This is a genomic window from Citrobacter sp. Cpo142 (assembly GCF_030332425.1).
GTDB lineage: Bacteria > Pseudomonadota > Gammaproteobacteria > Enterobacterales > Enterobacteriaceae > Citrobacter > Citrobacter portucalensis.
In genome coordinates this window covers 322529-345218 of record NZ_JAOWHW010000126.1, presented here as the reverse complement: position 1 = coordinate 345218, position 22690 = coordinate 322529, and the positions used below count along the sequence as shown (strand labels likewise).

19 protein-coding genes are annotated in these 22690 nt (G+C 55.1%); 12 read left to right on the top strand and 7 right to left on the bottom strand.

The window, feature by feature from the left end; all coding sequences use genetic code 11:
- Positions 1–17 precede the first annotated feature (17 nt).
- From OGY18_RS16605 to wzz(fepE), 3 genes are all read left to right on the top strand, one after another.
- Positions 18–236 (top strand): MbtH family protein, encoded by a 219-nt coding sequence (locus OGY18_RS16605; protein WP_003831185.1) that lies wholly within the window; start codon positions 18–20, stop codon positions 234–236.
- Positions 233–4123: an enterobactin non-ribosomal peptide synthetase EntF gene (gene entF, locus OGY18_RS16600; protein WP_286553670.1), complete on the top strand. Its 3891-nt coding sequence runs from the start codon at positions 233–235 to the stop codon at positions 4121–4123. Before OGY18_RS16605 ends, entF begins: the two co-directional genes overlap by 4 nt.
- Before the next feature lie 229 nt (positions 4124–4352).
- Positions 4353–5486: an LPS O-antigen length regulator Wzz(fepE) gene (gene wzz(fepE), locus OGY18_RS16595; RefSeq protein ID WP_149335033.1), complete on the top strand. Its 1134-nt coding sequence runs from the start codon at positions 4353–4355 to the stop codon at positions 5484–5486.
- 46 nt (positions 5487–5532) lie between these two features.
- Here wzz(fepE) and fepC read toward each other — a convergent pair whose 3' ends face one another.
- The 3 genes from fepC to fepD are packed head-to-tail and all read right to left on the bottom strand — an operon-like array spanning position 5533 to position 8323.
- A complete protein-coding gene (gene fepC, locus OGY18_RS16590; RefSeq protein WP_003831189.1) occupies positions 5533–6330 on the bottom strand; it encodes an iron-enterobactin ABC transporter ATP-binding protein in 798 nt (265 codons plus the stop codon).
- Entirely contained in the window at positions 6327–7319 is a 993-nt protein-coding gene (gene fepG, locus OGY18_RS16585) for an iron-enterobactin ABC transporter permease (RefSeq protein WP_166465318.1), read from the bottom strand. Before fepG ends, fepC begins: the two co-directional genes overlap by 4 nt.
- On the bottom strand, positions 7316–8323 hold the full coding sequence (fepD, locus tag OGY18_RS16580; RefSeq protein ID WP_286553666.1) for a Fe(3+)-siderophore ABC transporter permease: 1008 nt from the start codon (positions 8321–8323) through the stop codon (positions 7316–7318). The genes fepG and fepD overlap by 4 nt, the downstream gene beginning before the upstream one ends.
- 109 nt (positions 8324–8432) lie before the next feature.
- Here fepD and entS point away from each other — a divergent pair, with 109 nt between their 5' ends.
- Positions 8433–9668 carry an enterobactin transporter EntS gene (entS, locus tag OGY18_RS16575; RefSeq protein WP_286553663.1) on the top strand — a complete coding sequence of 412 codons (1236 nt, stop codon included), beginning with the start codon at positions 8433–8435 and terminating at the stop codon, positions 9666–9668.
- Between the two features lie 60 nt (positions 9669–9728).
- On the opposite strand, the gene fepB is transcribed toward entS, so the two are convergent.
- Positions 9729–10685, bottom strand: coding sequence for a Fe2+-enterobactin ABC transporter substrate-binding protein (gene fepB / locus OGY18_RS16570; protein WP_286553662.1), 957 nt, complete (start codon positions 10683–10685; stop codon positions 9729–9731).
- A gap of 187 nt (positions 10686–10872) precedes the next feature.
- Between fepB and entC the strand changes: the two genes are divergently transcribed.
- From entC to OGY18_RS16535, 7 genes are all read left to right on the top strand, one after another.
- The gene (gene entC, locus OGY18_RS16565) at positions 10873–12048 is read left to right on the top strand and encodes an isochorismate synthase EntC (protein WP_286553661.1); all 1176 of its coding nucleotides are present in this window, start codon (positions 10873–10875) and stop codon (positions 12046–12048) included.
- Between the two features lie 31 nt (positions 12049–12079).
- Positions 12080–13690 carry a (2,3-dihydroxybenzoyl)adenylate synthase EntE gene (gene entE, locus OGY18_RS16560; protein WP_286553659.1) on the top strand — a complete coding sequence of 537 codons (1611 nt, stop codon included), beginning with the start codon at positions 12080–12082 and terminating at the stop codon, positions 13688–13690.
- Between the two features lie 13 nt (positions 13691–13703).
- Entirely contained in the window at positions 13704–14561 is an 858-nt protein-coding gene (locus OGY18_RS16555; RefSeq protein WP_286553658.1) for an isochorismatase, read from the top strand.
- Positions 14561–15316, top strand: a complete 756-nt coding sequence (gene entA / locus OGY18_RS16550; protein ID WP_286553657.1) for a 2,3-dihydro-2,3-dihydroxybenzoate dehydrogenase EntA — start codon at positions 14561–14563, stop codon at positions 15314–15316. Before OGY18_RS16555 ends, entA begins: the two co-directional genes overlap by 1 nt.
- 2 nt (positions 15317–15318) lie before the next feature.
- Positions 15319–15732, top strand: a complete 414-nt coding sequence (entH, locus tag OGY18_RS16545) for a proofreading thioesterase EntH (protein ID WP_003022055.1) — start codon at positions 15319–15321, stop codon at positions 15730–15732.
- 184 nt (positions 15733–15916) lie between these two features.
- On the top strand, positions 15917–18022 hold the full coding sequence (gene cstA, locus OGY18_RS16540; protein ID WP_003831201.1) for a pyruvate/proton symporter CstA: 2106 nt from the start codon (positions 15917–15919) through the stop codon (positions 18020–18022).
- Between the two features lie 63 nt (positions 18023–18085).
- The gene (locus tag OGY18_RS16535; protein ID WP_003022064.1) at positions 18086–18283 is read left to right on the top strand and encodes a YbdD/YjiX family protein; all 198 of its coding nucleotides are present in this window, start codon (positions 18086–18088) and stop codon (positions 18281–18283) included.
- A gap of 110 nt (positions 18284–18393) precedes the next feature.
- On the opposite strand, the gene OGY18_RS16530 is transcribed toward OGY18_RS16535, so the two are convergent.
- On the bottom strand, positions 18394–19482 hold the full coding sequence (locus tag OGY18_RS16530) for an oxidoreductase (protein ID WP_191235666.1): 1089 nt from the start codon (positions 19480–19482) through the stop codon (positions 18394–18396).
- A gap of 132 nt (positions 19483–19614) precedes the next feature.
- Between OGY18_RS16530 and OGY18_RS16525 the strand changes: the two genes are divergently transcribed.
- On the top strand, positions 19615–20775 hold the full coding sequence (locus tag OGY18_RS16525) for a pyridoxal phosphate-dependent aminotransferase (protein WP_286546674.1): 1161 nt from the start codon (positions 19615–19617) through the stop codon (positions 20773–20775).
- On the opposite strand, the gene OGY18_RS16520 is transcribed toward OGY18_RS16525, so the two are convergent.
- Both OGY18_RS16520 and OGY18_RS16515 read right to left on the bottom strand, forming a co-directional pair.
- Positions 20776–21393, bottom strand: coding sequence for an IbrB-like domain-containing protein (locus OGY18_RS16520; RefSeq protein WP_286546676.1), 618 nt, complete (start codon positions 21391–21393; stop codon positions 20776–20778). It abuts the gene before it with no gap.
- Positions 21378–22601: a phosphoadenosine phosphosulfate reductase gene (locus OGY18_RS16515; protein WP_149384117.1), complete on the bottom strand. Its 1224-nt coding sequence runs from the start codon at positions 22599–22601 to the stop codon at positions 21378–21380. Before OGY18_RS16515 ends, OGY18_RS16520 begins: the two co-directional genes overlap by 16 nt.
- Positions 22602–22690 lie beyond the last annotated feature (89 nt).

Below are 22690 nucleotides of genomic sequence, written 5' to 3'. Positions count from 1 at the left end.
CACGACAGGAGTTGAGTATGGAATTCAGTAACCCCTTCGATAATCCGCAGGGCCAGTTTTACATTCTGCAAAATCCCCAACGTCAGTTTAGCCTTTGGCCGCAGCAGTGCTCGCTTCCTGCTGGCTGGCAAATTGCTTGCGAACCTCAATCCCAGGAAGCCTGCCAGCAATGGCTGGATGCAAACTGGACCACGCTGACGCCAACGAACTACGTCGATGTGCAGGAGGCTCCATGACTCAGCGTTTACCGTTAGTGGCGGCTCAGCCGGGGATCTGGATGGCGGAAAAACTCTCCACATTGCCCTCGGCGTGGAGCGTGGCGCACTACGTAGAATTAACTGGCGAACTGGACGCGTCGTTGCTGGCGAAAGCAGTTGTGGCTGGCCTGGAGCAGGCCGATACTCTGCGGATGCGGTTTAGCGAAGATAACGGTGAGATCTGGCAATGGGTGGATTCTGCGCTCGCCTTTGCGCAACCTGAAATTATCGACCTGCGCGAAAAAGCCAATCCACATGAGGCGGCGCGTGCGTTGATGCAGGCAGACCTGCAGCAGGACATACGTGCTGATGGCAATAAGCCGCTGGTTTTTCACCTGCTTATACAGGTGGGAGAAAAGCGTTGGTATTGGTATCAGCGTTACCATCATTTGCTGGTCGATGGCTTCAGTTTTCCAGCCATTACCCGCCAGATAGCCGCAATTTATCGCGCATGGCTACACGGCGAGCCTACGCCTGACTCGCCTTTTACGCCGTTCGCCGAGGTGGTGGAAGAGTATCAACAGTACCGTCAAAGCGATGCCTGGCAACGCGACGGCGCTTTCTGGCGCGAGCAGCGAAAGCAACTCCCGCCTCCTGCCTCGCTGTCGAACAATCCGTTGCCGGGACGATCGGCCAGCGCGGATATTATTCGTATGAAGTTAACCGCGCCTGAAGGGGCGTTTCGTCGGCTTGCGGCACGTATGCCTGACGTTCAGCGTGCGGATCTGGCCCTCGCGCTGGTGGCATTGTGGCTGGGACGTTTATGCAGCCGAATGGATTATGCCGCCGGGTTTATCTTTATGCGGCGTATGGGGTCGGCGGCGTTGACCTCCACTGGACCGGTTTTAAACGTACTGCCATTTGGTGTGAGGCTGGATGCGGCAGAAAGCTTGCCTGCACTTGCACAACGACTGGCCGGACAGTTGAAGAAAATGCGTCGGCATCAACGTTATGATGCCGAACAAATCGTTCGCGACAGCGGGCGTGCAGCCGGTGCCGAGCCGCTGTTTGGCCCGGTGCTGAACGTGAAAATATTCGACTATCAGCTGAATATTCCCGGCGTTCAGGCACAAACCCACACGCTGGCGACAGGGCCGGTGAACGATCTTGAGCTGGCGTTATTCCCGGATGAAAACGGTGGGCTGAGTATTGAAATTCTGGCCAATAAACAGCGCTACGATGCAGAAATGCTGGCGCAGCATGCCTCGCGTTTAATCGGGCTTATCGAGCAGTTTGCCGACAATCCGGCGCTATGCTGCGGCGACGCCGGGATGCTGTTGCCAACAGAACATGAGCGGCTGGCGAAGATTAACGACACGATCGTCGAGATCCCGTTCATTACGCTGAGCGCGCTGGTGGCACCGCAGGCCGATAAAACGCCGGATGCCCCGGCGTTGGCCGATGCCCGCTATCAGTTTAGCTATCGCGAAATGCGCCAGCAGGTCGTGGCGCTGGCGAGCCTTTTGCGTGCACGCGGCGTCAAGCCTGGCGACAGCGTCGCCGTGGCATTACCGCGTTCCGTGTTCCTGACGCTGGCGCTGCACGGTATTGTTGAAGCCGGTGCAGCCTGGCTGCCGTTGGATACCGGATACCCGGACGATCGCCTGCGGATGATGCTCGAAGACGCGAAGCCAAAATTGTTGATCGCGACCAATGAGCAACTGGCGCGCTTTAGCGATATTCCTGGGCTGGAAAGTCTGTGCTATGACTCACCCCTGCCAGCAGAAGATGCTGCTCCGCTGGCAGTATCTCAGCCCAATCATACTGCCTATATCATTTTTACTTCCGGTTCTACCGGTAGACCAAAAGGGGTGATGGTTGGGCAAACCGCCATCGTTAACCGTCTGCTGTGGATGCAAAATCACTATCCGCTGACCGCGGATGATGTGGTGGCGCAAAAAACACCGTGCAGTTTTGACGTCTCGGTATGGGAGTTTTTCTGGCCGTTTATTGCCGGGGCAAAGCTGGTAATGGCAGAGCCTGAGGCGCACCGCGACCCGCTGGCGATGCAGCAGTTCTTTGCCCAATATGGGGTGACGACCACGCACTTTGTTCCCTCTATGTTGGCCGCTTTTGTCGCTTCACTGACGCCGGAAACCGCGCGGGAGAGTTGTGCCTCGCTGAAACGGGTATTTTGCAGCGGCGAAGCCTTGCCTGCAGATTTATGCCGTGAGTGGGAACAGTTAACTCATGCGCCACTGCACAATTTGTACGGACCAACGGAAGCGGCGGTTGATGTGAGCTGGTATCCGGCCTGGGGGGAAGACCTTGCTGATGTAACCGGCAACAGCGTGCCGATTGGCTATCCGGTATGGAATACCGGTTTACGTATTCTGGATGCCATGATGCGCCCGGTGCCTTTCGGCGTGGCTGGTGACTTATATCTGACGGGGATCCAACTGGCGCAAGGTTATCTGGGCCGTCCGGATTTGACCGCAAGCCGTTTTATCGCCGATCCGTTTAACGCTGGCGAACGCATGTACCGTACCGGGGATGTGGCTCGCTGGCTGGAAAATGGCGCTGTGGAATACCTTGGGCGCAGCGATGACCAGCTTAAAATTCGCGGACAACGCATTGAGCTCGGCGAGATTGACCGGGTGATGCAGCAATTGCCAGATGTCGAGCATGCCGTTGCCCACGCCTGCGTATTCAACCAGGCGGCGGCGACAGGCGGCGATGCGCGTCAACTGGTGGGGTATCTGGTGTCACAATCGGGTTTACCGCTGGATACGTCCGCGTTGCGGGAAAAGCTGCGTGAAAAACTGCCTGCGCATATGGTGCCGACAGTATTGTTGCAACTGGCGGAGCTGCCGCTTAGCGCGAACGGTAAACTGGATCGTAAAGCGCTGCCGATGCCACAGTTGACGTCGCGTGTTTCCGGGCGCGCACCGCGAGCAGGGACTGAAACCACCATCGCGCAGTCTTTTGCGGCTTTACTGAATTGCGAGGTGAATGACGTGGCGGCAGACTTCTTTGCGCTTGGCGGACATTCGTTGCTGGCGATGAAGTTGGCAGCACAGTTGAGCCGGGTTTTTGAGCGTCAGGTGACGCCGGGGCAGATTATGGTGGCCTCTACCGTTGAACAACTGAGCGCTCTGTTGGAGAGCACTGATGATGAACAGTCGCAGCGTCTGGGATTTGAGGCACTGCTGCCGCTGCGTGAAAGTCACGGCCCAACGCTGTTCTGTTTTCATCCGGCGTCGGGTTTTGCCTGGCAGTTTAGCGTGCTGTCGCGATATCTCAGCCCGCAGTGGTCGATTATAGGTATTCAGTCGCCACGACCGGATGGGCCTATGCAGACGGCGGAAAACCTCGACGCGGTATGCGAACATCATCTGGCAACGTTGCTCAGTCAACAGCCTCACGGACCTTACTATTTATTAGGTTATTCGCTGGGCGGCACGCTGGCACAGGGGATCGCCGCGCGCTTACATGCCAGAGGAGAGACGGTTGCATTCCTCGGGCTGTTGGATACCTGGCCGCCGGAAACGCAAAACTGGCAAGAAAAAGAGGCTAATGGGTTGGATCCAGCGGTACTGGCGGAGATCGAGCGTGAACGCGAAGCGTTTCTGGCGGCGCAGCAGGGGAATGCGTCAGAGGCTTTATTTAACGCAATCGAAGGCAACTACGCCGATGCGGTTCGCCTGCTTACCACGGCGCACAGCGTGCCGTTTGCAGGTCACGCCACGCTTTTCGTCGCTGAGCGCACGTTAGTACCGGGTGTGAGTCCTGAGCGCAGTTGGTCGCCGTGGATATCCAGTCTGGATGTTTACCGCCAGGATTGCGCGCATGTTGATATTATTTCCCCCACCGCATTTGAGGTGATAGGACCTGTAATAAATACACTGATTAATAAATCTGTGTAACAAGACGAATATTGCTATCGCGGTGATCGAACAATTCCATAATGTAAAAAATATGTTATGGAATTGTTCTTTTTTGTGCGGTGCAAGGTGATGAAAGGGGTGAATAAATTCCGAATATAATTTTTGGTAGGGCAACAAGCACAAAGAATGTTTCGGATAATTCTGACTAACTGGTAGACTTCTCCCACAGGAATGTTTTTCTTTTAGGAAAGTTTTCAGGTCACGCAACATGTCATCATTAAATATAAAGCAAGATAACGTTTCGGAATTTACTGGGTATCCTCAGCCAACGGCAAACGCAAATGAAATCGATTTAGTGAATCTAATCGAAATCTTATGGCGCGCAAGAACGAAAATTATAGCGACCGTTTTCGCCTTTGCCTGTGTGGGTATTCTGGTCTCTTTTCTGCTGCCACAAAAATGGACCAGTCAGGCCATCGTGACGCCAGCGGAAGCGGTTCAATGGCAGGGATTAGAGAATACGCTGACCAAATTGCGCGTGCTGGATATGGATATTAGCGTTAGCAGTGGTGATGTGTTTAACCTGTTTATCAAAAAATTCCAGTCGCCTTCATTGTTAGAAGAATATCTGCGCTCTTCGCCTTACGTAATGGATCAATTGAAAGGTGCTGATATCGACGAAATGGAGTTGCATCAGGCAATTGTCAGGCTCAGTGAGAAAATGAAAGCGGTTGATACTAACCTGGGTAAGAAGAACGAAACTTCGCTGTATACCTCATGGACGCTGAGTTTTACCGCACCTCAGGCCGAAGAAGCCCAGTCAGTGCTGAAGGGATATATCCAGTATATTTCTGCCCTTGTGGTGAAGGAAACGTTGGAAGATATTCGCAATAAATTGTCCATCAAAACCAGTTATGAGAAAGAGAGACTGGAGATGGATCGCGTCAGGCTCAAAAACCAGCTGGAAGCAAATATCCAGCGACTGAACTACTCGCTGGAGATCGCCAATGCTGCCGGGATTAAAAAACCGGTTTATAGTAATGGTCAGGCTGTGAAAGATGACCCCGATTTCTCTATTTCACTGGGTGCTGACGGCATCGAACGTAAATTAGAAATAGAAAAATCAGTAACGGATGTTGCTGAAATTAACGGGGAATTACGTAATCGTCAATATCACGTTGAGCAGCTGTTAGCGATGAATGTGAGCGACGTAAAATTCACACCGTTTAAATATCAACTTTCACCTTCGCTGCCGGTGAAAAAAGATGGTCCGGCTAAATCAATGATCGTTATTCTGGCCGCATTACTGGGGGGAATGGTGGCGTGTGGTGGTGTTCTGTTGAACCATGCCATGATGTCGCGTAAGCAAAAAATGACGTTTATTGATCAGCAAATGGTGTGATGAATTGTCGTATGGCGGCAAGCTGGCCGCCATACTGTAACGCGTGTTATTTGTTGCGTCCAAGCGGCACCACCAACGGCGTTCCGGCAACCGGATCGTCGATAATCATACAGCGCAGTCCATAGATTTTTTCAATAAGCTGCGCGGTGACGATCTCCTTCGGTGCACCCTCGGCAATAATTTTTCCGTCACGCAGCGCGATCAGATGTGTTGCATAACGACAGGCCTGATTCAGGTCGTGCAAAACGGCGGCCAGCGTGTAGCCTTTTTCCCGATTTAGCTCACTCAGCAGTTCCAGCAGATCAATCTGATGGCTGATATCCAGCCAGGTGGTGGGTTCATCGAGCAGCATAATCGACGTTTCCTGCGCCAGCACCATCGCAATCCATGCACGCTGACGTTGTCCGCCGGAAAGGGTATCCACACTTTGTGATGCCAGGTGGGTGATACCCGTCGCCTGCATGGCGTTTGAGACCGCAATTTCATCCTCTTGCCGCCAGCGGGTAAACAGCGGCTGGTGCGGGTAGCGTCCGCGGGCAACCAGCTCCTGTACCGTAATATCCCCCGGCGTGGTGGCGTTTTGCGCCAGCAAACCTATTCTACGGGCGACTTCTTTGCTGGCATAGTGCTGAATATGCTCGCCGTCGAGCCAGACCTTGCCGTGCGCGGGCGTCATCAGACGACTCAGCGTGCGCAGTAATGTTGATTTCCCGCAGCCGTTTGGCCCGATAATCGCGGTGAAATGGCCGTTGGGAATCGACACATTGAGGTTTTCCGCCACGGTAAATTTGCCATAACCCAGCGTTAACTGGTCGCCACGCAAACGGGCTACTGATTCGATCATTTTTTGCGGGACTCCTGAATTAACAAGACGATAAGATAAATACCGCCGAGGCTTACGGTGACAACGCCCACCGGAAGCTGATAAGGCATAAACAGCTGTTGGGCGCATAAATCCGCCATCAGCAACAGCAACGCGCCGCACAGCGCCGACAGGGTTAATCCCCAGCGCGATGTACCGCTTATACGTCGCGCGATATGCGGCGCGACAAGAGCAATAAACGAGATAGGACCGGCCAGCGCGGTTGCGGCAGCGGTTAGTACCACCGCAACCAGCATCATCATTAGACGTGAACGCTCAACGCTGACGCCAAGCGCACAGGCGCTGTCATCACCCATTTCCAGTAAGCGCATCCGGCGTACCAGCAGCGCGGCGCATACCAGCATGATGATAATCAGCGGGGCAGACGGCCAGGTTTTGGCCCAGGTCAGGCCATTGAGCGATCCGGCGTTCCACAGCCCAGCCGTCAGCGCGGTTTCTAATGATGCTTTCAGCAGCAGCCAGGTGTTGAACGCCACCAGCATGGCGCGAATGCCGATACCGATAATAATCAGCCGGAAGGTGTCGATACCATTGCGCCAGGCGAGCGCCCAGACCACCAGAGAAGTCAGGATCCCACCCAGCATGGCTGCCAGCGCGATAGCGGTGAGATGCTGTCCGAACAGCACCATTGCCACCAGCACACCGCTCCAGGCCCCGGTGTTGAAACCCATCACATCCGGGCTGCCCAGCGGGTTGCGCATCAGCGACTGGAATATTGCGCCGCTCACGCCGAGCGCTGCGCCAATCAATAGCGCCATGAGCACGCGTGGCAAACGCCATTCGGTCACCACCAGCGTAATACTGCGCGGCGCATCGCCGAGCAGGGCGGCAATAATTTGCTGGGTTTCCAGCGTAACAACGCCGCTACGCAGGCTCCACAAACCCATGACGAGACAACCTGCAACCAGCAGCAGGCTGCTGATTATCAGGCGGCGGGAGAGGTGCATCATGCGCCACCTCCGCGCGATTTACGGCGTACCAGAAAGATAAGCACCGGTGCACCGATAAACGCACTGACTACCGACACGCGCAGCTCGCCGGGGACAATCAGGCGACCGATTATATCGGCAATCAGTAACAGAGAAGGCGTTGCCAGTAGGGTTACGGGCAGTGACCAGCGGTGATCCGCCCCCACCAGCCAGCGTGCCATGTGCGGCATCATCAGGCCGATAAAGGCGATAGGACCGACAATCGCGGTCGCACTGCCGCACAGTACGGTAATAACCAGCAGGCCAATAAACTGCGTGCGAGCGACTTTACTGCCAAGCGCGGTAGCGGTGTCGCTGCCGAGGCTCAGGCTATTCAGGGCGCGACTGAGGAACAGTGCGACAGCCGCGGCAATCAGTACCGGTACCAGCACAACCTTCAGCGTTTGCAGGCTGCGGATATCCAGTGAGCCGGCCTGCCAGAAACGCAGCTGATCGTAAACGTCCGGGTTGAGCAGGGCGATGCCGGTGGATAATCCTTCCAGCACCGCGCCCAGCGCAACGCCCGCCAGCGTCAGACGTACCGGGCTTAACTGCCCGCCGCCCTGACTGCCGGTAAAAGCTACGATCAGCGACGCAGCCAGCGCACCGCAAAAGGCCATCAGCAGCTGCTCTTGCGCAGAGGAAAAGCCGAACAGCGCGGCCCCCAGCACAATAGCGAAGCTGGCGCCGGAGTTGACACCCAGAATGCCGGGATCGGCGAGAGGGTTACGCGTGAGCGTTTGCATAAGTGCGCCAGCCAGGCCCAGCGCGCCACCGGCGAGCAGCCCCGCCAGCGTGCGCGGCAGGCGCGCGTCCAGCACGATGGTGCAATCAGCACTTTGACAACTGCCGGTGAGCGCATCCAGCACCACGGAGGCAGGTAGCGACTTGGCGCCAATAACCAGACTTAATAACGTGGTGAGAACAAGTAACAACAATAGTCCGGGCACGGCGAAGGCACGTGTCGCGGAAACAGAGCATGACATATCAACATCCCTGATAATGATAGTAATTATCGTTATCGATCTTATTTGGATATGTTAGCATGTGCAGCCATCGAATGGATATTGAAAAAGTACCTGGTAAGGCTCTGTAATGAATCGACAATCCTGGCTGCTCAATCTCAGCCTGTTAAAGACCCACCCAGCATTTCGCGCTGTCTTCCTCGCCCGTTTTATTTCCATTGTCTCTCTGGGGCTACTCGGCGTGGCGGTTCCGGTACAGATCCAGATGATGACCCAGTCGACCTGGCAGGTGGGGTTGTCGGTGACGTTGACCGGTAGCGCAATGTTTATTGGCCTGATGGTGGGCGGAGTGCTGGCCGACCGCTATGAGCGTAAAAAAGTGATCCTGCTGGTGCGTGGAACCTGTGGTATTGGCTTTATTGGCCTGTGTCTGAATGCGCTGCTGCCCGAACCGTCGTTGCTGGCGATTTATCTGCTTGGCTTATGGGACGGTTTCTTTGCCTCTCTGGGCGTGACCGCATTGCTGGCTGCGACGCCAGCGCTGGTTGGGCGCGAGAATTTGATGCAGGCTGGGGCGATTACCATGCTGACGGTGCGTCTGGGATCGGTAATTTCACCGATGCTTGGCGGGGTGCTGCTCGCGACTGGCGGCGTGGCCTGGAACTACGGACTGGCGGCAGCGGGAACCTTCATTACCTTACTACCGTTGCTGAGCCTTCCTGCGTTGCCGCCTCCGCCGCAGCCGCGCGAGCATCCGCTGAAATCGCTGCTGGCGGCATTCCGCTTTCTGCTTGCCAGCCCGCTGATTGGCGGCATTGCGCTGCTCGGTGGTCTGTTAACCATGGCGAGCGCCGTGCGTGTGCTGTATCCGGCGTTGGCGATTAACTGGCACATGTCGAGTGCGCAAATTGGCCTGTTGTATGCGGCTATTCCGCTAGGGGCAGCCGTGGGCGCATTGACTAGCGGACAACTGGCGCACAGCGTTCGCCCGGGACTGATTATGCTGGCATCGACCGTGGCTTCATTTCTGGCTATCGGCCTGTTTGGCTTGATGCCCGTCTGGCAGCTTGGTGTGGTTTGTCTGGCGCTGTTTGGCTGGTTGAGCGCGGTCAGCTCTTTGTTGCAGTACACCCTGTTACAGACGCAGACACCGGAAGCGATGCTCGGGCGAATTAATGGTTTGTGGACCGCACAGAACGTCACCGGCGATGCGATTGGCGCGGCGTTGTTAGGTGGTCTGGGCGCGATGATGACGCCGGTTGCTTCGGCAAGCGTGAGTGGGTTTGGGCTGGTGATTGTCGGTCTGCTACTGCTGCTGTTGTTGGGAGAAGTGCGCCGATTCCGGCAAGTCCCTGTGAATGTCTGATCGCGTTGTGCTCTACGGTTGTAGGCCGGATAAGGCGTGAGCCGCATCCGGCGCTGACAATTAAAAGAGAGCCGACAGACGTTGCAGCAGCAGCGTGGCGCTGTAGTAGTCGAGACGGAAGGTTTCCGTACCCAGGGCGTAAACGCGTTTATTCTGCACGGCAGGCAGATGCGCCAGAAGCGGATTGGCGTAAATAGCGTCGGCATCTTTGCTGTCGCCAGCAAACAGGAACAGCGCTTCACCGTTCAGGCCTGCCGCCAGGTTCTCACCGCCAAGCTGGATGATATCGTGGCGTTTGCCCTGACTCTGGCTGGTGTGCAAGTTGGCAGGCAGCGTTGCCAGCGTGAACCCTAACTGCTCCATCAGCTTGCCTTGCGCTGACTCAGGCGTCCACAGGTTGGCGCTGTGCGCCGCGGCGGTATATACCAGCGCGCTGACCGGCTGTGGTGGCAGGGTAATATGTTGCTTAACCGCCTGAAGTTGCTTATCAAACTCGGCAATTCGCGCAGCTGCCTGTTGCTCCTGACCGGTAATTTCACCTAACTGGGTCAGCAGCGACTGCCAGCTTTTATCGTCGTAATTAATGATGAGCGTTGGCGCAATGGTGGACAGCTGATCGTATAGCGCGAGGGCAGAATCTCCCCCGGTGGCGCTAACCAGAATCAGATCCGGCATTTGAGCTGCGACAGCCTCGGCGCTCGGTTCGCCGATATACAGGCGGCTCAGTTTGCGTTCTTTTGCCACTTCGCTCCACTGGCGTAAAAAGCCCTGCGCATCGCCGATGCGATTGTTCGGCGTAGTGGCACCGCTGGCAATGACCGGGGCATCAATCGCCAGCAGCGAGCCGGTGAGGGTCACGCTGGTGGAGACAATTCGCTGTGGTTTATGTTCCAGCGTATGCGTGCCGCGGCTGTCAGTAACCTGACGCGGCCAGTCGGCGGCGTGACCTGAAGAAATTCCTGAAAGAGATAAACCTGCCAGTAAGAACACGGTGCGGCAAAAAGAGGGGAGACTCACGAATCGGCTTCCTGTTATCTGTATGAGTAATGCTTCTCATTTTCATTGTTAGCGAGCAAGGATGCAAGCCAAAGTCGCACATTGTGCTACCACAAGAGTTGACATACCGCCGCTTTACTTTTAGGTTAGCGACCGAAAATATAAATGATAATCATTATTAGAGCCTTTATCATTTTTGGAGGATGATATGGATACGTCACTGGCCGAGGAAAAAACGCAGACTATGCCGACGCTCGCTCCCGACAGTTTTTTCTTTATGTCGCCGTACCGTAGTTTTACGACGTCAGGATGCTTCGCCCGCTATGCGGAACCGGCAATTGATGGCGATTCGCCAGACAGCCCTTTCCAACAAAAAATGAACGCACTGTTTGCTGATGCCAAATCTCAGGGCATCGCGAACCCTGTCATGGTCGGGGCGATTCCCTTTGATACCCGCCAGCCATCATCGCTGTTTATTCCCCAATCATGGCAGAGCTTCTCTCGTACGGCGAAGCAGCAATCATCACGTTACTTTACCGCGCATCAGTCGCTGAACGTCGTTGAACGTAAATCGATCCCGGAACAGGACTTTTTTGAAGATATGGTCGCCCGGGCGGCTGCGCTGACGTCCACTCCGGAAGTCGACAAAGTGGTGTTGTCACGCCTGATCGATATCACCACCGATGCCAACATTGACAGCGGTGCGCTGCTGGAGCGCCTGGTGGCGCAAAATCCGGCGAGCTACAACTTCCATGTACCGATTGAAGACGGCGGCGTATTGATTGGTGCCAGCCCGGAACTGTTACTGCGCAAAGAAGGCGATCGTTTCAGTTCTCTGCCGCTGGCGGGCTCTGCACGTCGTCAGCCTGATGATGTGCTGGATCGCGAAGCAGGGATCCGCCTGCTGGCATCTGAGAAGGACCGCCATGAGCACGAACTGGTGACGCAAGCGATGAAAACGGTATTGCGCGATCGCAGCCGTGAACTACAACTGCCTTCTTCTCCGCAGCTGGTTACCACGCCGACGCTCTGGCATCTCGGCACGCCGTTTGAAGGTAAAGCCAACGCGCAGGAAAACGCCCTGACGCTGGCGTGCCTGCTGCATCCGACGCCTGCGCTGAGCGGCTTCCCACATCAGGTTGCGCGCAAGCTTATCGCTGAGCTGGAGCCGTTCGATCGCGAACTGTTCGGCGGCATTGTCGGCTGGTGTGATGCCGAAGGTAACGGTGAGTGGGTGGTGACGATCCGCTGTGCGAAGCTGCTGCGCAATCAGGTACGTTTCTTTGCCGGAGCCGGAATTGTTCCAGCCTCTTCCCCGGTTGCGGAATGGCGTGAAACGGGGGCTAAGCTCTCCACGATGTTGAATGTTTTTGGACTGCATTAAGAGCCTTGTAGACTGGTTTTAAGGAGCAATAATGAGTATTCCTTTCACCCGCTGGCCGGAAGAGTTTGCCCGCCGCTATCGTGAAAAAGGTTACTGGCAGGATTTGCCGCTGACCGACATTCTGACCCGTCACGCCGACAGCGAGCATACGGCGGTAATTGATGGTGAACGCCATCTGAGCTATCGCCAACTGAATCAGGCCGCTGATAATCTTGCCTGCAGCCTGCGTCGTCAGGGGATCAAACCCGGCGAAACCGCGCTGTTGCAACTGGGCAACGTGGCTGAGCTGTATATCACCTTCTTTGCGCTGCTCAAGCTGGGCGTAGCCCCGGTGCTGGCGTTATTCAGCCATCAGCGTAACGAACTCAACGCCTATGCCAAACAGATTGAACCGGCGCTGCTGATTGCCGATCGCCAGCATGCGCTGTTTAGCGGGGACGATTTTCTTAACGCTTTTGTGGCTGAACACAATTCAGTGCGCGTGGTGCAACTGCGCAATGATGAAGGTGAACACAATCTGCAAACGGCGATAAACCAGCCTGCGACTGATTTTAGCGCCACGCCATCGCCTGCTGATGAGGTGGCGTACTTCCAGCTTTCTGGGGGGACGACCGGGACGCCAAAGCTGATTCCTCGCACTCATAACGATTACTACTACAGCGTGCGTCGCAGCAATGAGATTTGCCGCTTCACCGGGGAAACGCGTTATTTGTGCGCGATCCCGGCGGCGCATAACTACGCCATGAGCTCACCTGGCGCGCTGGGCGTGTTCCTGGCCGGCGGCACCGTGGTACTGGCGGCTGACCCGAGTGCCACTCTGTGTTTCCCGCTGATTGAACAGCATCAGGTTAACGTCACGGCGCTGGTGCCACCTGCGGTGAGCCTGTGGTTGCAGGCGATTGCGGAGTGGGGCAGCAATGCGCAACTGGCTTCGCTGAAATTGCTTCAGGTCGGTGGCGCGAGACTTTCCGCCACGCTTGCGGCACGTATTCCAGCCGAGATTGGCTGCCAGTTGCAGCAGGTCTTCGGCATGGCGGAAGGGCTGGTGAACTACACCCGTCTGGACGACAGTCCTGAGCGCATCATCAATACCCAGGGTCGCCCGATGTGTCCCGATGATGAAGTCTGGGTAGCAGACGCTGACGGCAACCCTTTAGCCCAGGGAGAGACCGGACGCCTGATGACGCGTGGTCCGTACACCTTCCGCGGTTATTTCAAAAGTCCTGAGCATAATGCCAGCGCCTTTGACGCCAACGGCTTTTACTGTTCCGGCGATCTGATCGCTATCGATCCGGATGGTTACATCACCGTTCAGGGGCGTGAAAAGGATCAGATCAATCGCGGCGGGGAGAAGATCGCCGCTGAAGAGATTGAAAACCTGCTACTGCGCCATCCAATGGTGATCCATGCCGCGCTGGTCAGTATGGATGATGAACTGATGGGCGAGAAAAGCTGTGCCTGGCTGGTGGTGAAAGAGCCGCTGCGCGCGGTGCAGGTGCGCCGTTTTCTACGCGAACAGGGCATAGCGGAATTCAAATTACCCGATCGTGTTGAGTGCGTTGAGTCATTACCGCTGACTCCAGTGGGGAAGGTAGATAAAAAACAATTACGTCAGTGGCTGGCATCACGTTCACTGGCCTGAAGGAGAAATAGAAATGGCAATTCCTAAACTGCAGGCTTATGCGCTACCAACGGCGCTCGATGTTCCGGTGAACAAAGTCGACTGGGCATTTGACCCTGAACGCGCCGCGCTGCTGATCCACGACATGCAGGATTATTTTATCGGCTTTTGGGGCGATAACTGCCCGATGATGGAGCAGGTCATCGCGAACATCGCCGCGCTGCGCCAGTACTGCAAAGAGCATAACATTCCGGTGTATTACACCGCTCAGCCGAAAGAACAGAGTGATGAAGATCGTGCTCTGCTCAATGATATGTGGGGACCGGGCCTGACGCGTTCGCCGGAACAACAAAAGATCGTTGAGGCGCTGGCGCCGGATGAAGCGGATACCATTCTGGTGAAATGGCGTTATAGCGCATTTCATCGCTCCCCGCTGGAACAGATGCTCAAGGAAACTGGACGTAATCAACTGATCATTACCGGGGTGTATGCACATATTGGCTGTATGACCACCGCAACGGACGCCTTCATGCGTGATATCAAGCCGTTTATGGTTGCCGATGCGCTGGCGGACTTTAGCCGTGACGAACACCTGATGTCGCTGAAATACGTGGCGGGGCGCTCTGGGCGTGTGGTAATGACCCAAGAATTATTGCCGACGCCGGTCCCGGCCAGTAAAGATGCGTTGCGCAGCGTTATTCTGCCGCTGCTGGATGAGTCCGAAGAGCCGATGGATGACGAAAACCTGATCGACTACGGGCTGGATTCCGTGCGCATGATGGCGCTGGCGGCGCGCTGGCGTAAGGTTCATGGTGACATTGATTTCGTGATGCTGGCGAAAAAACCGACCATTGACGCATGGTGGGCACTGCTCTCCCGTGAGGTGAAGTAATGGCTGGATTTGATTTTGCCGGGAAAACCGTCTGGGTAACCGGCGCGGGTAAAGGGATTGGCTACACCACGGCGTTGGCATTTGCGAAGGCTGGTGCTGAGGTGACAGGATTCGATCGCGAATTTCCTCAGGATAACTACCCGTTTGCGACCGAAGTGCTGGATGTGGCAAATGCCGGACAGGTGGCTGAGGTGTGCCAGCGCGTCCTCAAAGTGCGCGAGCGTTTGGATGTGTTGGTCAATGCCGCAGGTATTTTGCGTATGGGGGCCACCGATGCGTTGAGCGTTGAGGAGTGGCAGCAGACGTTTACGGTTAACGTTGGTGGGGCGTTCAATCTGTTTCAGCAGACGATGGCGCAGTTTCGTCGCCAGCAGGGCGGGGCGATCGTGACAGTCGCGTCGGATGCGGCGCACACGCCGCGTATCGGCATGAGTGCTTACGGTGCGTCAAAGGCCGCGTTGAAAAGTCTGGCGCTGACCGTCGGACTTGAATTGGCGGGTAGCGGTGTGCGCTGTAATGTGGTGTCGCCAGGCTCGACCGACACCGATATGCAGCGCACGCTGTGGGTTAGCGATGACGCGGAGCAACAGCGTATTCGTGGATTTGGCGAGCAGTTTAAGCTCGGGATTCCGCTGGGGAAAATTGCCCGGCCACAAGAGATCACTAACACTATTTTATTCCTCGCCTCTGATCTGGCCAGCCACATTACGTTACAGGATATCGTGGTGGACGGCGGTTCCACGCTGGGGGCATGACGATGATCTGGAAGCGTCATTTAACGCTGGATGAACTCAATGCCACCAGTCAGAACACGATGGTGGCGCATTTAGGCATGGTCTATACCCGGCTGGGTGATGATGTGCTGGAAGCCGAAATGCCAGTGGATAGCCGTACGCATCAGCCATTTGGCCTGCTGCACGGCGGCGCATCCGCGGCCCTGGCGGAAACGCTGGGTTCGATGGCGGGTTATCTGATGACGCGCGACGGGCAGTGCGTGGTGGGGACGGAACTCAACGCCACGCATCATCGGGCGGTATCGCAGGGGAAAGTGCGCGGCGTTTGTCAGCCGCTGCACCTTGGGCGTCAAAATCAAAGCTGGGAAATTGTTATCTTTGATGAGCAGGGACGACGCTGTTGCACCTGCCGTTTAGGCACTGCGGTGATGGGGTGAGGTCACCCGGCAAAGTAAAATGAAATTGCAGAGTTAACAGGTGAATGAAGTGATCTAGTTAACAATGCAATGTAAATACTCAGTGATACTTCGGGTTTGTATGGTTGTCAGGTTGTTAAATTCAAAAAAGATGTTATAGAAACAAAATGTAACATCTCTCTGGATCGGACAACGGATAACAACTATGAACAAATCAGGGAAGTACCTCGTCTGGACAGTGCTCTCCGTTATGGGAGCATTTGCCCTCGGCTATATCGCATTAAATCGTGGTGAACAGATCAACGCGTTGTGGATAGTCGTGGCGTCGGTCTGTGTCTACCTTATCGCTTATCGTTTCTACGGCCTGTACATCGCGAAAAATGTACTGGCGCTTGACCCGACGCGTATGACGCCAGCCGTGCGCCATAACGACGGTCTGGATTATGTTCCCACCGATAAAAAAGTGCTGTTTGGTCACCATTTTGCGGCAATTGCCGGAGCGGGTCCGTTAGTTGGACCGGTGCTGGCGGCGCAAATGGGCTATCTGCCGGGGATGATCTGGCTGCTCGCCGGGGTGGTACTGGCGGGTGCGGTGCAGGACTTCATGGTGCTGTTTGTCTCTACCCGTCGCGATGGTCGTTCCCTTGGCGAACTGGTGAAAGAAGAGATGGGCCCAACGGCGGGCGTTATTGCGCTGGTGGCCTGTTTTATGATCATGGTGATTATTCTCGCGGTACTGGCGATGATCGTCGTGAAAGCGCTGACCCACAGTCCGTGGGGAACCTACACCGTGGCGTTCACCATCCCGCTGGCGATCTTCATGGGGATTTATCTGCGCTATCTGCGCCCGGGCCGCATTGGCGAAGTGTCGGTCATCGGTCTGGTGTTCCTGGTGTTTGCCATTATTTCCGGCGGCTGGGTGGCTGAAAGCCCGACCTGGGCACCGTACTTTGACTTTACCGGCGTACAGCTGACGTGGATGCTGGTGGGCTACGGTTTTGTTGCCGCCGTCCTGCCGGTGTGGCTGCTGCTGGCCCCGCGTGATTACCTCTCTACCTTTCTGAAAATCGGCACCATTGTTGGTCTGGCGGTAGGGATTTTGATCATGCGTCCGACGCTGACCATGCCTGCGCTGACCAAGTTTGTTGACGGTACTGGCCCGGTCTGGACCGGTAACTTGTTCCCGTTCCTGTTTATTACCATTGCCTGTGGTGCGGTATCTGGCTTCCATGCGCTGATCTCCTCCGGAACCACGCCGAAGATGCTGGCGAATGAAGGGCAGGCCTGCTTTATCGGCTACGGCGGAATGCTGATGGAATCCTTTGTCGCCATTATGGCGCTGGTTTCCGCGTGCATCATCGATCCGGGCGTGTACTTTGCGATGAACAGCCCGATGGCGGTGCTGGCTCCTGCGGGGACGGTGGACGTAGTGGCTTCTGCGGCACAGGTAGTCAGCAGTTGGGGCTTTGCCATTACGCCAGACACCCTGCATCAAATCGCCAATGAAGTGGGTGAGCAATCCATCATCTCCCGCGCAGGTGGTGCGCCGACGCTGGCCGTCGGGATGGCGTACATTCTGCACGGCGCGCTGGGCGGCATGATGGATGTGGCGTTCTGGTATCACTTCGCCATTCTGTTTGAAGCGTTGTTTATTCTGACGGCGGTAGATGCCGGTACACGCGCCGCGCGCTTTATGCTGCAGGACTTGCTGGGCGTGGTATCACCGAGCCTGAAACGTACCGATTCGCTGCCTGCAAACCTGCTGGCTACAGCGCTGTGTGTGCTGGCCTGGGGTTACTTCTTACACCAGGGCGTGGTTGATCCTCTGGGCGGTATCAATACCCTGTGGCCGCTGTTTGGTATCGCTAACCAAATGCTGGCCGGTATGGCGTTGATGCTCTGTGCTGTGGTGCTGTTCAAGATGAAACGCCAGCGCTACGCATGGGTGGCGCTGGTGCCAACGGCCTGGCTGCTGATTTGTACCCTGACCGCTGGCTGGCAGAAAGCGTTTAGCCCGGATGCGAAAATCGGCTTCCTGGCTATCGCCAACAAGTTCCAGGCGATGATCGACAGCGGTAACATTCCGGCGCAGTACACCCAGTCGCAGCTGACGCAACTGGTGTTTAACAACCGCCTGGATGCGGGTCTCACCATCTTCTTCATGGTCGTCGTTGTGGTGTTGGGTCTGTTCTCCATCAAAACTGCGATGGCAGCATTGAAAGAGGACAAACCAACTTCGAAAGAGACACCGTACGAGCCGATGCCTGAGAATGTCGAAGAGATCGTGGCGCAGGCGAAAGGTGCGCACTAATATTCTCTTAACCAACCAGCCCTCTCCTGAACGGGGAGGGCGTTTGTACGACAGGGAAACACTATGTTTGAAACACTCGCCAAAGCCGGGAAGTATTTAGGTCAAACCGCCCGATTAATGATAGGTGTGCCGGATTACGACAACTATGTTGAACATATGCGCGTCACGCATCCGGACCAGACGCCAATGACCTACGAAGAATTTTTCCGTGAGCGCCAGGATGCGCGCTATGGCGGGAAAGGTGGCGCGAAGTGCTGTTGATTTTTTGCCGGATGGCGCTGACGCTTATCCGGCCTACAACATTGTATTGGCGTAATTTGTCGTCGTAGGCCTGATAAGGCGAAGCCGTCATCAGGCAACCCGCACCCTAGTCACACCGTAAACGACTCTACCTTTTCGAATGCTGCGCGCAGTGTCTCCGGCGTTAACGTTACCGGCAGGGCGTGAATGGACTCCACCGGGCGCAGAGTGTGCGCAATCACTTTGTCGATTTCGGCGCGGTTATTGATGTCCACTTCCAGTTGAGCTAATCGGGTTGGCAGGTTGAATCGCTGATAAGCGGTAATTAACTGCGCCAGCACATCATCTTGTCCCAGCAGCGCGCTCTGCACCAGGATGCCGTACGCCACTTTGGTGCCGTGTAAAAACTTCTCAGTTTGTGGGAGGACGGTCAGGCCATTGTGAACAGAATGCGCCGCCGCCACGCGGGTGTAGCGCTCGCCCAGACCACCAACCATGCCGCCTCCGGCAATAATTGCATCTACTACATCGCAAAACGTGCGGCTTAGCGTGCCTTGTTGTTTGTCTGCCAGCGCCTGCTCGCTGCTTTCCAGCAGGACATCGCGGATGGTTTGCGCGGCTTGAATACCCAGACGTACTGTCAATGGCAGTGTTTCCGGCTGAGGTGCGAGCACGACGGCTTCATACCACTTTGCCAGCGTGTCGCCGATCCCCGCCAGTAAGTATTCTTCTGGCGCATTGAGAACGATCTCGGGTTCGACCAGCACGAGGAAATTCGCGTCAGCGAAAATTTCGAAATGTAGAGCCTGGCCCGCATCGTTATACCAGACGGAGAGTGGCGTCCAGGCAGCGCAGGTCGCCGCAATCGTAGGAATACCGACAAACGGCAGATCCAGACGACGGGCCAACGCTTTAGCGGTGTCGAGCAATGTACCGCCTCCCACGCCAATCACCACACTGCGATCCTCTCCCGACTCTTTTGCCAGTTGAGCAACATCGGTTTCGCTGCAATGTCCCGTAAACAGCAGGCGTTTAGCCTCGGCAAGATGAAAAGCCTCTGGCAGGTAAGGGCGGGCTGCATCGATGGCGCGTTCACCATAAACCCACACGGCGCGTGAAAGTTGGTCGGCAGAGAAAAAATCGTTGAGTCTTACCAGGCTGCCGGGATGGGAAAAATAGTTGGCCGGGCCGGTGACGACGCGAATTTCGGTATTACTCATGTTGTGTTGTCCTTTTGGCTGTCCTGTCCAGGCTGGTTATTTTTATATAGACGTCTGAACGTCTTGATTGCCAAATACTAGCATCGTGCTATAGTGGCTTCAACCACAACATCACACGCTGGGATAACAATAATGAGTAATAACCCGCTGATTCCGCAAAGCAAACTGCCTAATCTGGGCACTACTATCTTCACGCAAATGAGTGCGCTGGCGCAGCAGCATCAGGCCATTAACCTCTCGCAGGGGTTTCCTGATTTTGACGGTCCACTCTTTTTGCAAGAGCGTCTGGCGTATCACGTCGCGCATGGCGCAAACCAGTATGCGCCGATGACGGGCGTGCAGCCGCTGCGCGAAGCTATCGCGGATAAAACGGCAGACCTGTACGGCTATAAACCTGACGCGAATAGTGAAGTGACCATCACGGCGGGAGCCACAGAAGCATTGTATGCCGCGATCACTGCGCTGGTGCGCCCTGGTGATGAGGTGATTTGTTTTGACCCGAGCTACGACAGCTATGCGCCTGCGGTTGAATTATCCGGCGGTGTGGTTAAACGTATCGCCCTGCAACCACCGGCTTTTCGCGTCGACTGGCAGGCGTTTGGTGCCTTACTCAGCGACCGTACCCGATTGGTTATCCTGAACACGCCGCATAACCCTTCTGCCACTGTGTGGCATCACGCCGATTTCGACGCGCTATGGCAGGCGATTAAAGAACGCGAGATCTTTGTCATCAGCGACGAAGTGTATGAGCATATCTGTTTCGCCAAACAGGGGCATGCCAGCGTGCTGGCACATTCAGAGCTGCGGGAACGCGCTATTGCTGTTTCATCGTTTGGTAAGACCTACCACATGACCGGCTGGAAGGTCGGATACTGCGTTGCGCCAGCCGCCATTAGCGCTGAGCTACGAAAAGTGCACCAGTATCTGACGTTTTCCGTCAACACGCCGGCTCAGCTCGCACTGGCGGATATGCTACGAGAAGATCCTGCACACTATCGCGAACTGCCCGCGTTTTATCAGAAAAAACGCGACGTGTTGGTGAACGCGTTGCGTGACAGCCGACTGGAAATTCTGCCGTGTGAAGGCACGTACTTTTTACTGGTCGATTACAGCGCCGTTTCCTCGCTTAACGACGTGGAGTTTTGCCAGTGGCTGACCACTGAAGTGGGCGTTGCGGCAATCCCGCTGTCGGTGTTCTGCGCCGATCCTTTCCCGCATAAACTGATTCGCCTCTGTTTTGCCAAGCAAGAATCGACGCTGTTAGCGGCAGCCGAGCGTCTGGTTTCGCTGTAGCTATTTCACGGTCCAGGCTTTGGAGAATCGACGGTCGGCAAACAACGCTTGCAGGCCGTTGATTTGCTTCAGGCGTAACACCTCGTCGTTGTCCATACCGAGATCCTTGCCAATTCTTTCTTCACTCCATCCCAGTTGCGATAGCTCGCGGACAATCTCGGACATGGCGTGGATTTGATGACGCCCGCGAGCGCGGTTGTGGCGAATGGTTGCCGCCATTCGCTCATGGCGTTCGCGTTCTAAACAGGCAACCGGCAGATATCCTTTCAGCCTGGGCCTCAGTGAGGCTTTGGCTTTACCTAACTCGTGGCGGTGGAAACCGTCGACAATTTCGTATTCTTCAGCCGTTGAGTGAACCACTACAATGGGCTGCGTAAACCCGTCAGCCTCGAGGGACTTCAGCAGCAGCTTTTTCTCCGGTGGCGCAACGTTATTGGGGTTGTAGTCATTGGGTGAAATATGATCATTTTTAACCCAAAGTACGCAATCTACGGGCTCCTCGCGGAAGGGACTGACGCTGTGTATTGCTTTTCTGAATTCATTTATGGCTTCAATTCTCTCTGGTTCTGATAAACCAGAAAGAAAGCCGAGGAGTTCCTGAGTTAATCGTTGTTGCATAAGAGTCCCCATTCCTGGCGTTTTGTTTTCATGCGCTCATTGTAACGTTGATAGTTTTTGGGTTTCGTTGGACTAAATGAGAGTGCCCGGCACCAATAGTCGTTATTCAGCAGGACCTTGCAGATACGCCGCCACGACGGAATATCCACTGAACCAATATCTCTTTCCTGGGTTTGTGGGATATTCTCCATGCCTTTTTTCTTATACCACTGTAAATAGACGGCGATTTTATTGCGGTAATGTTCAGCGGTCGTTTCCGGCATACTCTTCAATAACAGCATGGCGTATTCCTGCCAGCTTAAATGTTCGGGTTTTAATATTTTGCGGTGACCGTAAAAATGGTTGTCCTGACCAGCATATATCCCGCCACTTTTTACCCCGCTGACGCGGGAGCACATCATCGCCCAGCGTTCAGGCTCAATAACATGGTAAAGCCACAGTCCCTGGCGTTGTTCTGGTCCAAAGGGTTCGCAGATGCGCATATATCGTGTGGGAACACCCGCCTGATACATCAGGTTGTACAGGGGATTACAAGGGAGTCTTGACTTCGCAAACCACGTCCAGATGTCTGCAGTTTTCCAGTCATAAATCGGATAAATATACCAGGTATGCCCGCCGGGGGCGCTGGTGGTCCAGGGTTTATCATCGGCAAAACGCTGTTTATTCGAGTTCGCAATGGCGACGAAGCGATTATATGACTCATCGGCGCGGATCCCGACCATCATGGCGGCCGGTCGTTTCTGCGAAAACCACTCAGCAAACTCGCGAACAAATTGCTCGAAAGTCATACCGGGTTGGTAGAAAGAGAAATATTCGGGATCGGTAATGGCATCTGCAGGCGGTTGGCGCACCCATTGAGTGCCCGGTTCCCAGCATTGCCATTCAGGCTGAAACTGTGACAGTGAATTTTGCGTCGTCAGCGGCAAAGCGACCCAATAAAATTCTTCAATGACATCGGAATAACTCTCGCGTAGCGCCTGGACATAATCGATAGTGCAGGAAAACTGAACCTCCCAGTCGATAAATAAGACGTTTATTTTTTTCTGTAACTGACGGGCAATGGCGCTGGTCAGATGCAACATTAGCCCTGAATCTTTACCCCCAGAGAAAGAAACGCAGACACGCGGCAAGGTTTCAAGTGTCCATGCGATACGTTCCTGCGCAGCTTGCAGAACATTTTTATCCAGCGGTATTTTATAAACAGACATACAAAACCTATATCGAATTTTTATTATTTGCAACCATAATAAATGTCCGTAATAAAATAGGCTTTTTCTTGCGGCATGCAATATTTAAA

Excerpts from the sequence above, each read along its gene's own strand:
- OGY18_RS16520 (WP_286546676.1), bottom strand. The coding sequence starts at position 21,393 with ATGCAACAACGATTAACTCAGGAACTCCTCGGCTTTCTTTCTGGTTTA.
- entC (WP_286553661.1), top strand. The coding sequence starts at position 10,873 with ATGGATACGTCACTGGCCGAGGAAAAAACGCAGACTATGCCGACGCTC.
- entS (WP_286553663.1), top strand. The coding sequence starts at position 8,433 with ATGAATCGACAATCCTGGCTGCTCAATCTCAGCCTGTTAAAGACCCAC.
- fepG (WP_166465318.1), bottom strand. The coding sequence starts at position 7,319 with ATGATGCACCTCTCCCGCCGCCTGATAATCAGCAGCCTGCTGCTGGTT.
- entH (WP_003022055.1), top strand. The coding sequence starts at position 15,319 with ATGATCTGGAAGCGTCATTTAACGCTGGATGAACTCAATGCCACCAGT.
- cstA (WP_003831201.1), top strand. The coding sequence starts at position 15,917 with ATGAACAAATCAGGGAAGTACCTCGTCTGGACAGTGCTCTCCGTTATG.
- OGY18_RS16515 (WP_149384117.1), bottom strand. The coding sequence starts at position 22,601 with ATGTCTGTTTATAAAATACCGCTGGATAAAAATGTTCTGCAAGCTGCG.
- entF (WP_286553670.1), top strand. The coding sequence starts at position 233 with ATGACTCAGCGTTTACCGTTAGTGGCGGCTCAGCCGGGGATCTGGATG.
- entA (WP_286553657.1), top strand. The coding sequence starts at position 14,561 with ATGGCTGGATTTGATTTTGCCGGGAAAACCGTCTGGGTAACCGGCGCG.
- OGY18_RS16535 (WP_003022064.1), top strand. The coding sequence starts at position 18,086 with ATGTTTGAAACACTCGCCAAAGCCGGGAAGTATTTAGGTCAAACCGCC.
- fepC (WP_003831189.1), bottom strand. The coding sequence starts at position 6,330 with ATGATCGAATCAGTAGCCCGTTTGCGTGGCGACCAGTTAACGCTGGGT.
- fepD (WP_286553666.1), bottom strand. The coding sequence starts at position 8,323 with ATGTCATGCTCTGTTTCCGCGACACGTGCCTTCGCCGTGCCCGGACTA.
- OGY18_RS16555 (WP_286553658.1), top strand. The coding sequence starts at position 13,704 with ATGGCAATTCCTAAACTGCAGGCTTATGCGCTACCAACGGCGCTCGAT.
- OGY18_RS16525 (WP_286546674.1), top strand. The coding sequence starts at position 19,615 with ATGAGTAATAACCCGCTGATTCCGCAAAGCAAACTGCCTAATCTGGGC.
- OGY18_RS16605 (WP_003831185.1), top strand. The coding sequence starts at position 18 with ATGGAATTCAGTAACCCCTTCGATAATCCGCAGGGCCAGTTTTACATT.
- OGY18_RS16530 (WP_191235666.1), bottom strand. The coding sequence starts at position 19,482 with ATGAGTAATACCGAAATTCGCGTCGTCACCGGCCCGGCCAACTATTTT.
- entE (WP_286553659.1), top strand. The coding sequence starts at position 12,080 with ATGAGTATTCCTTTCACCCGCTGGCCGGAAGAGTTTGCCCGCCGCTAT.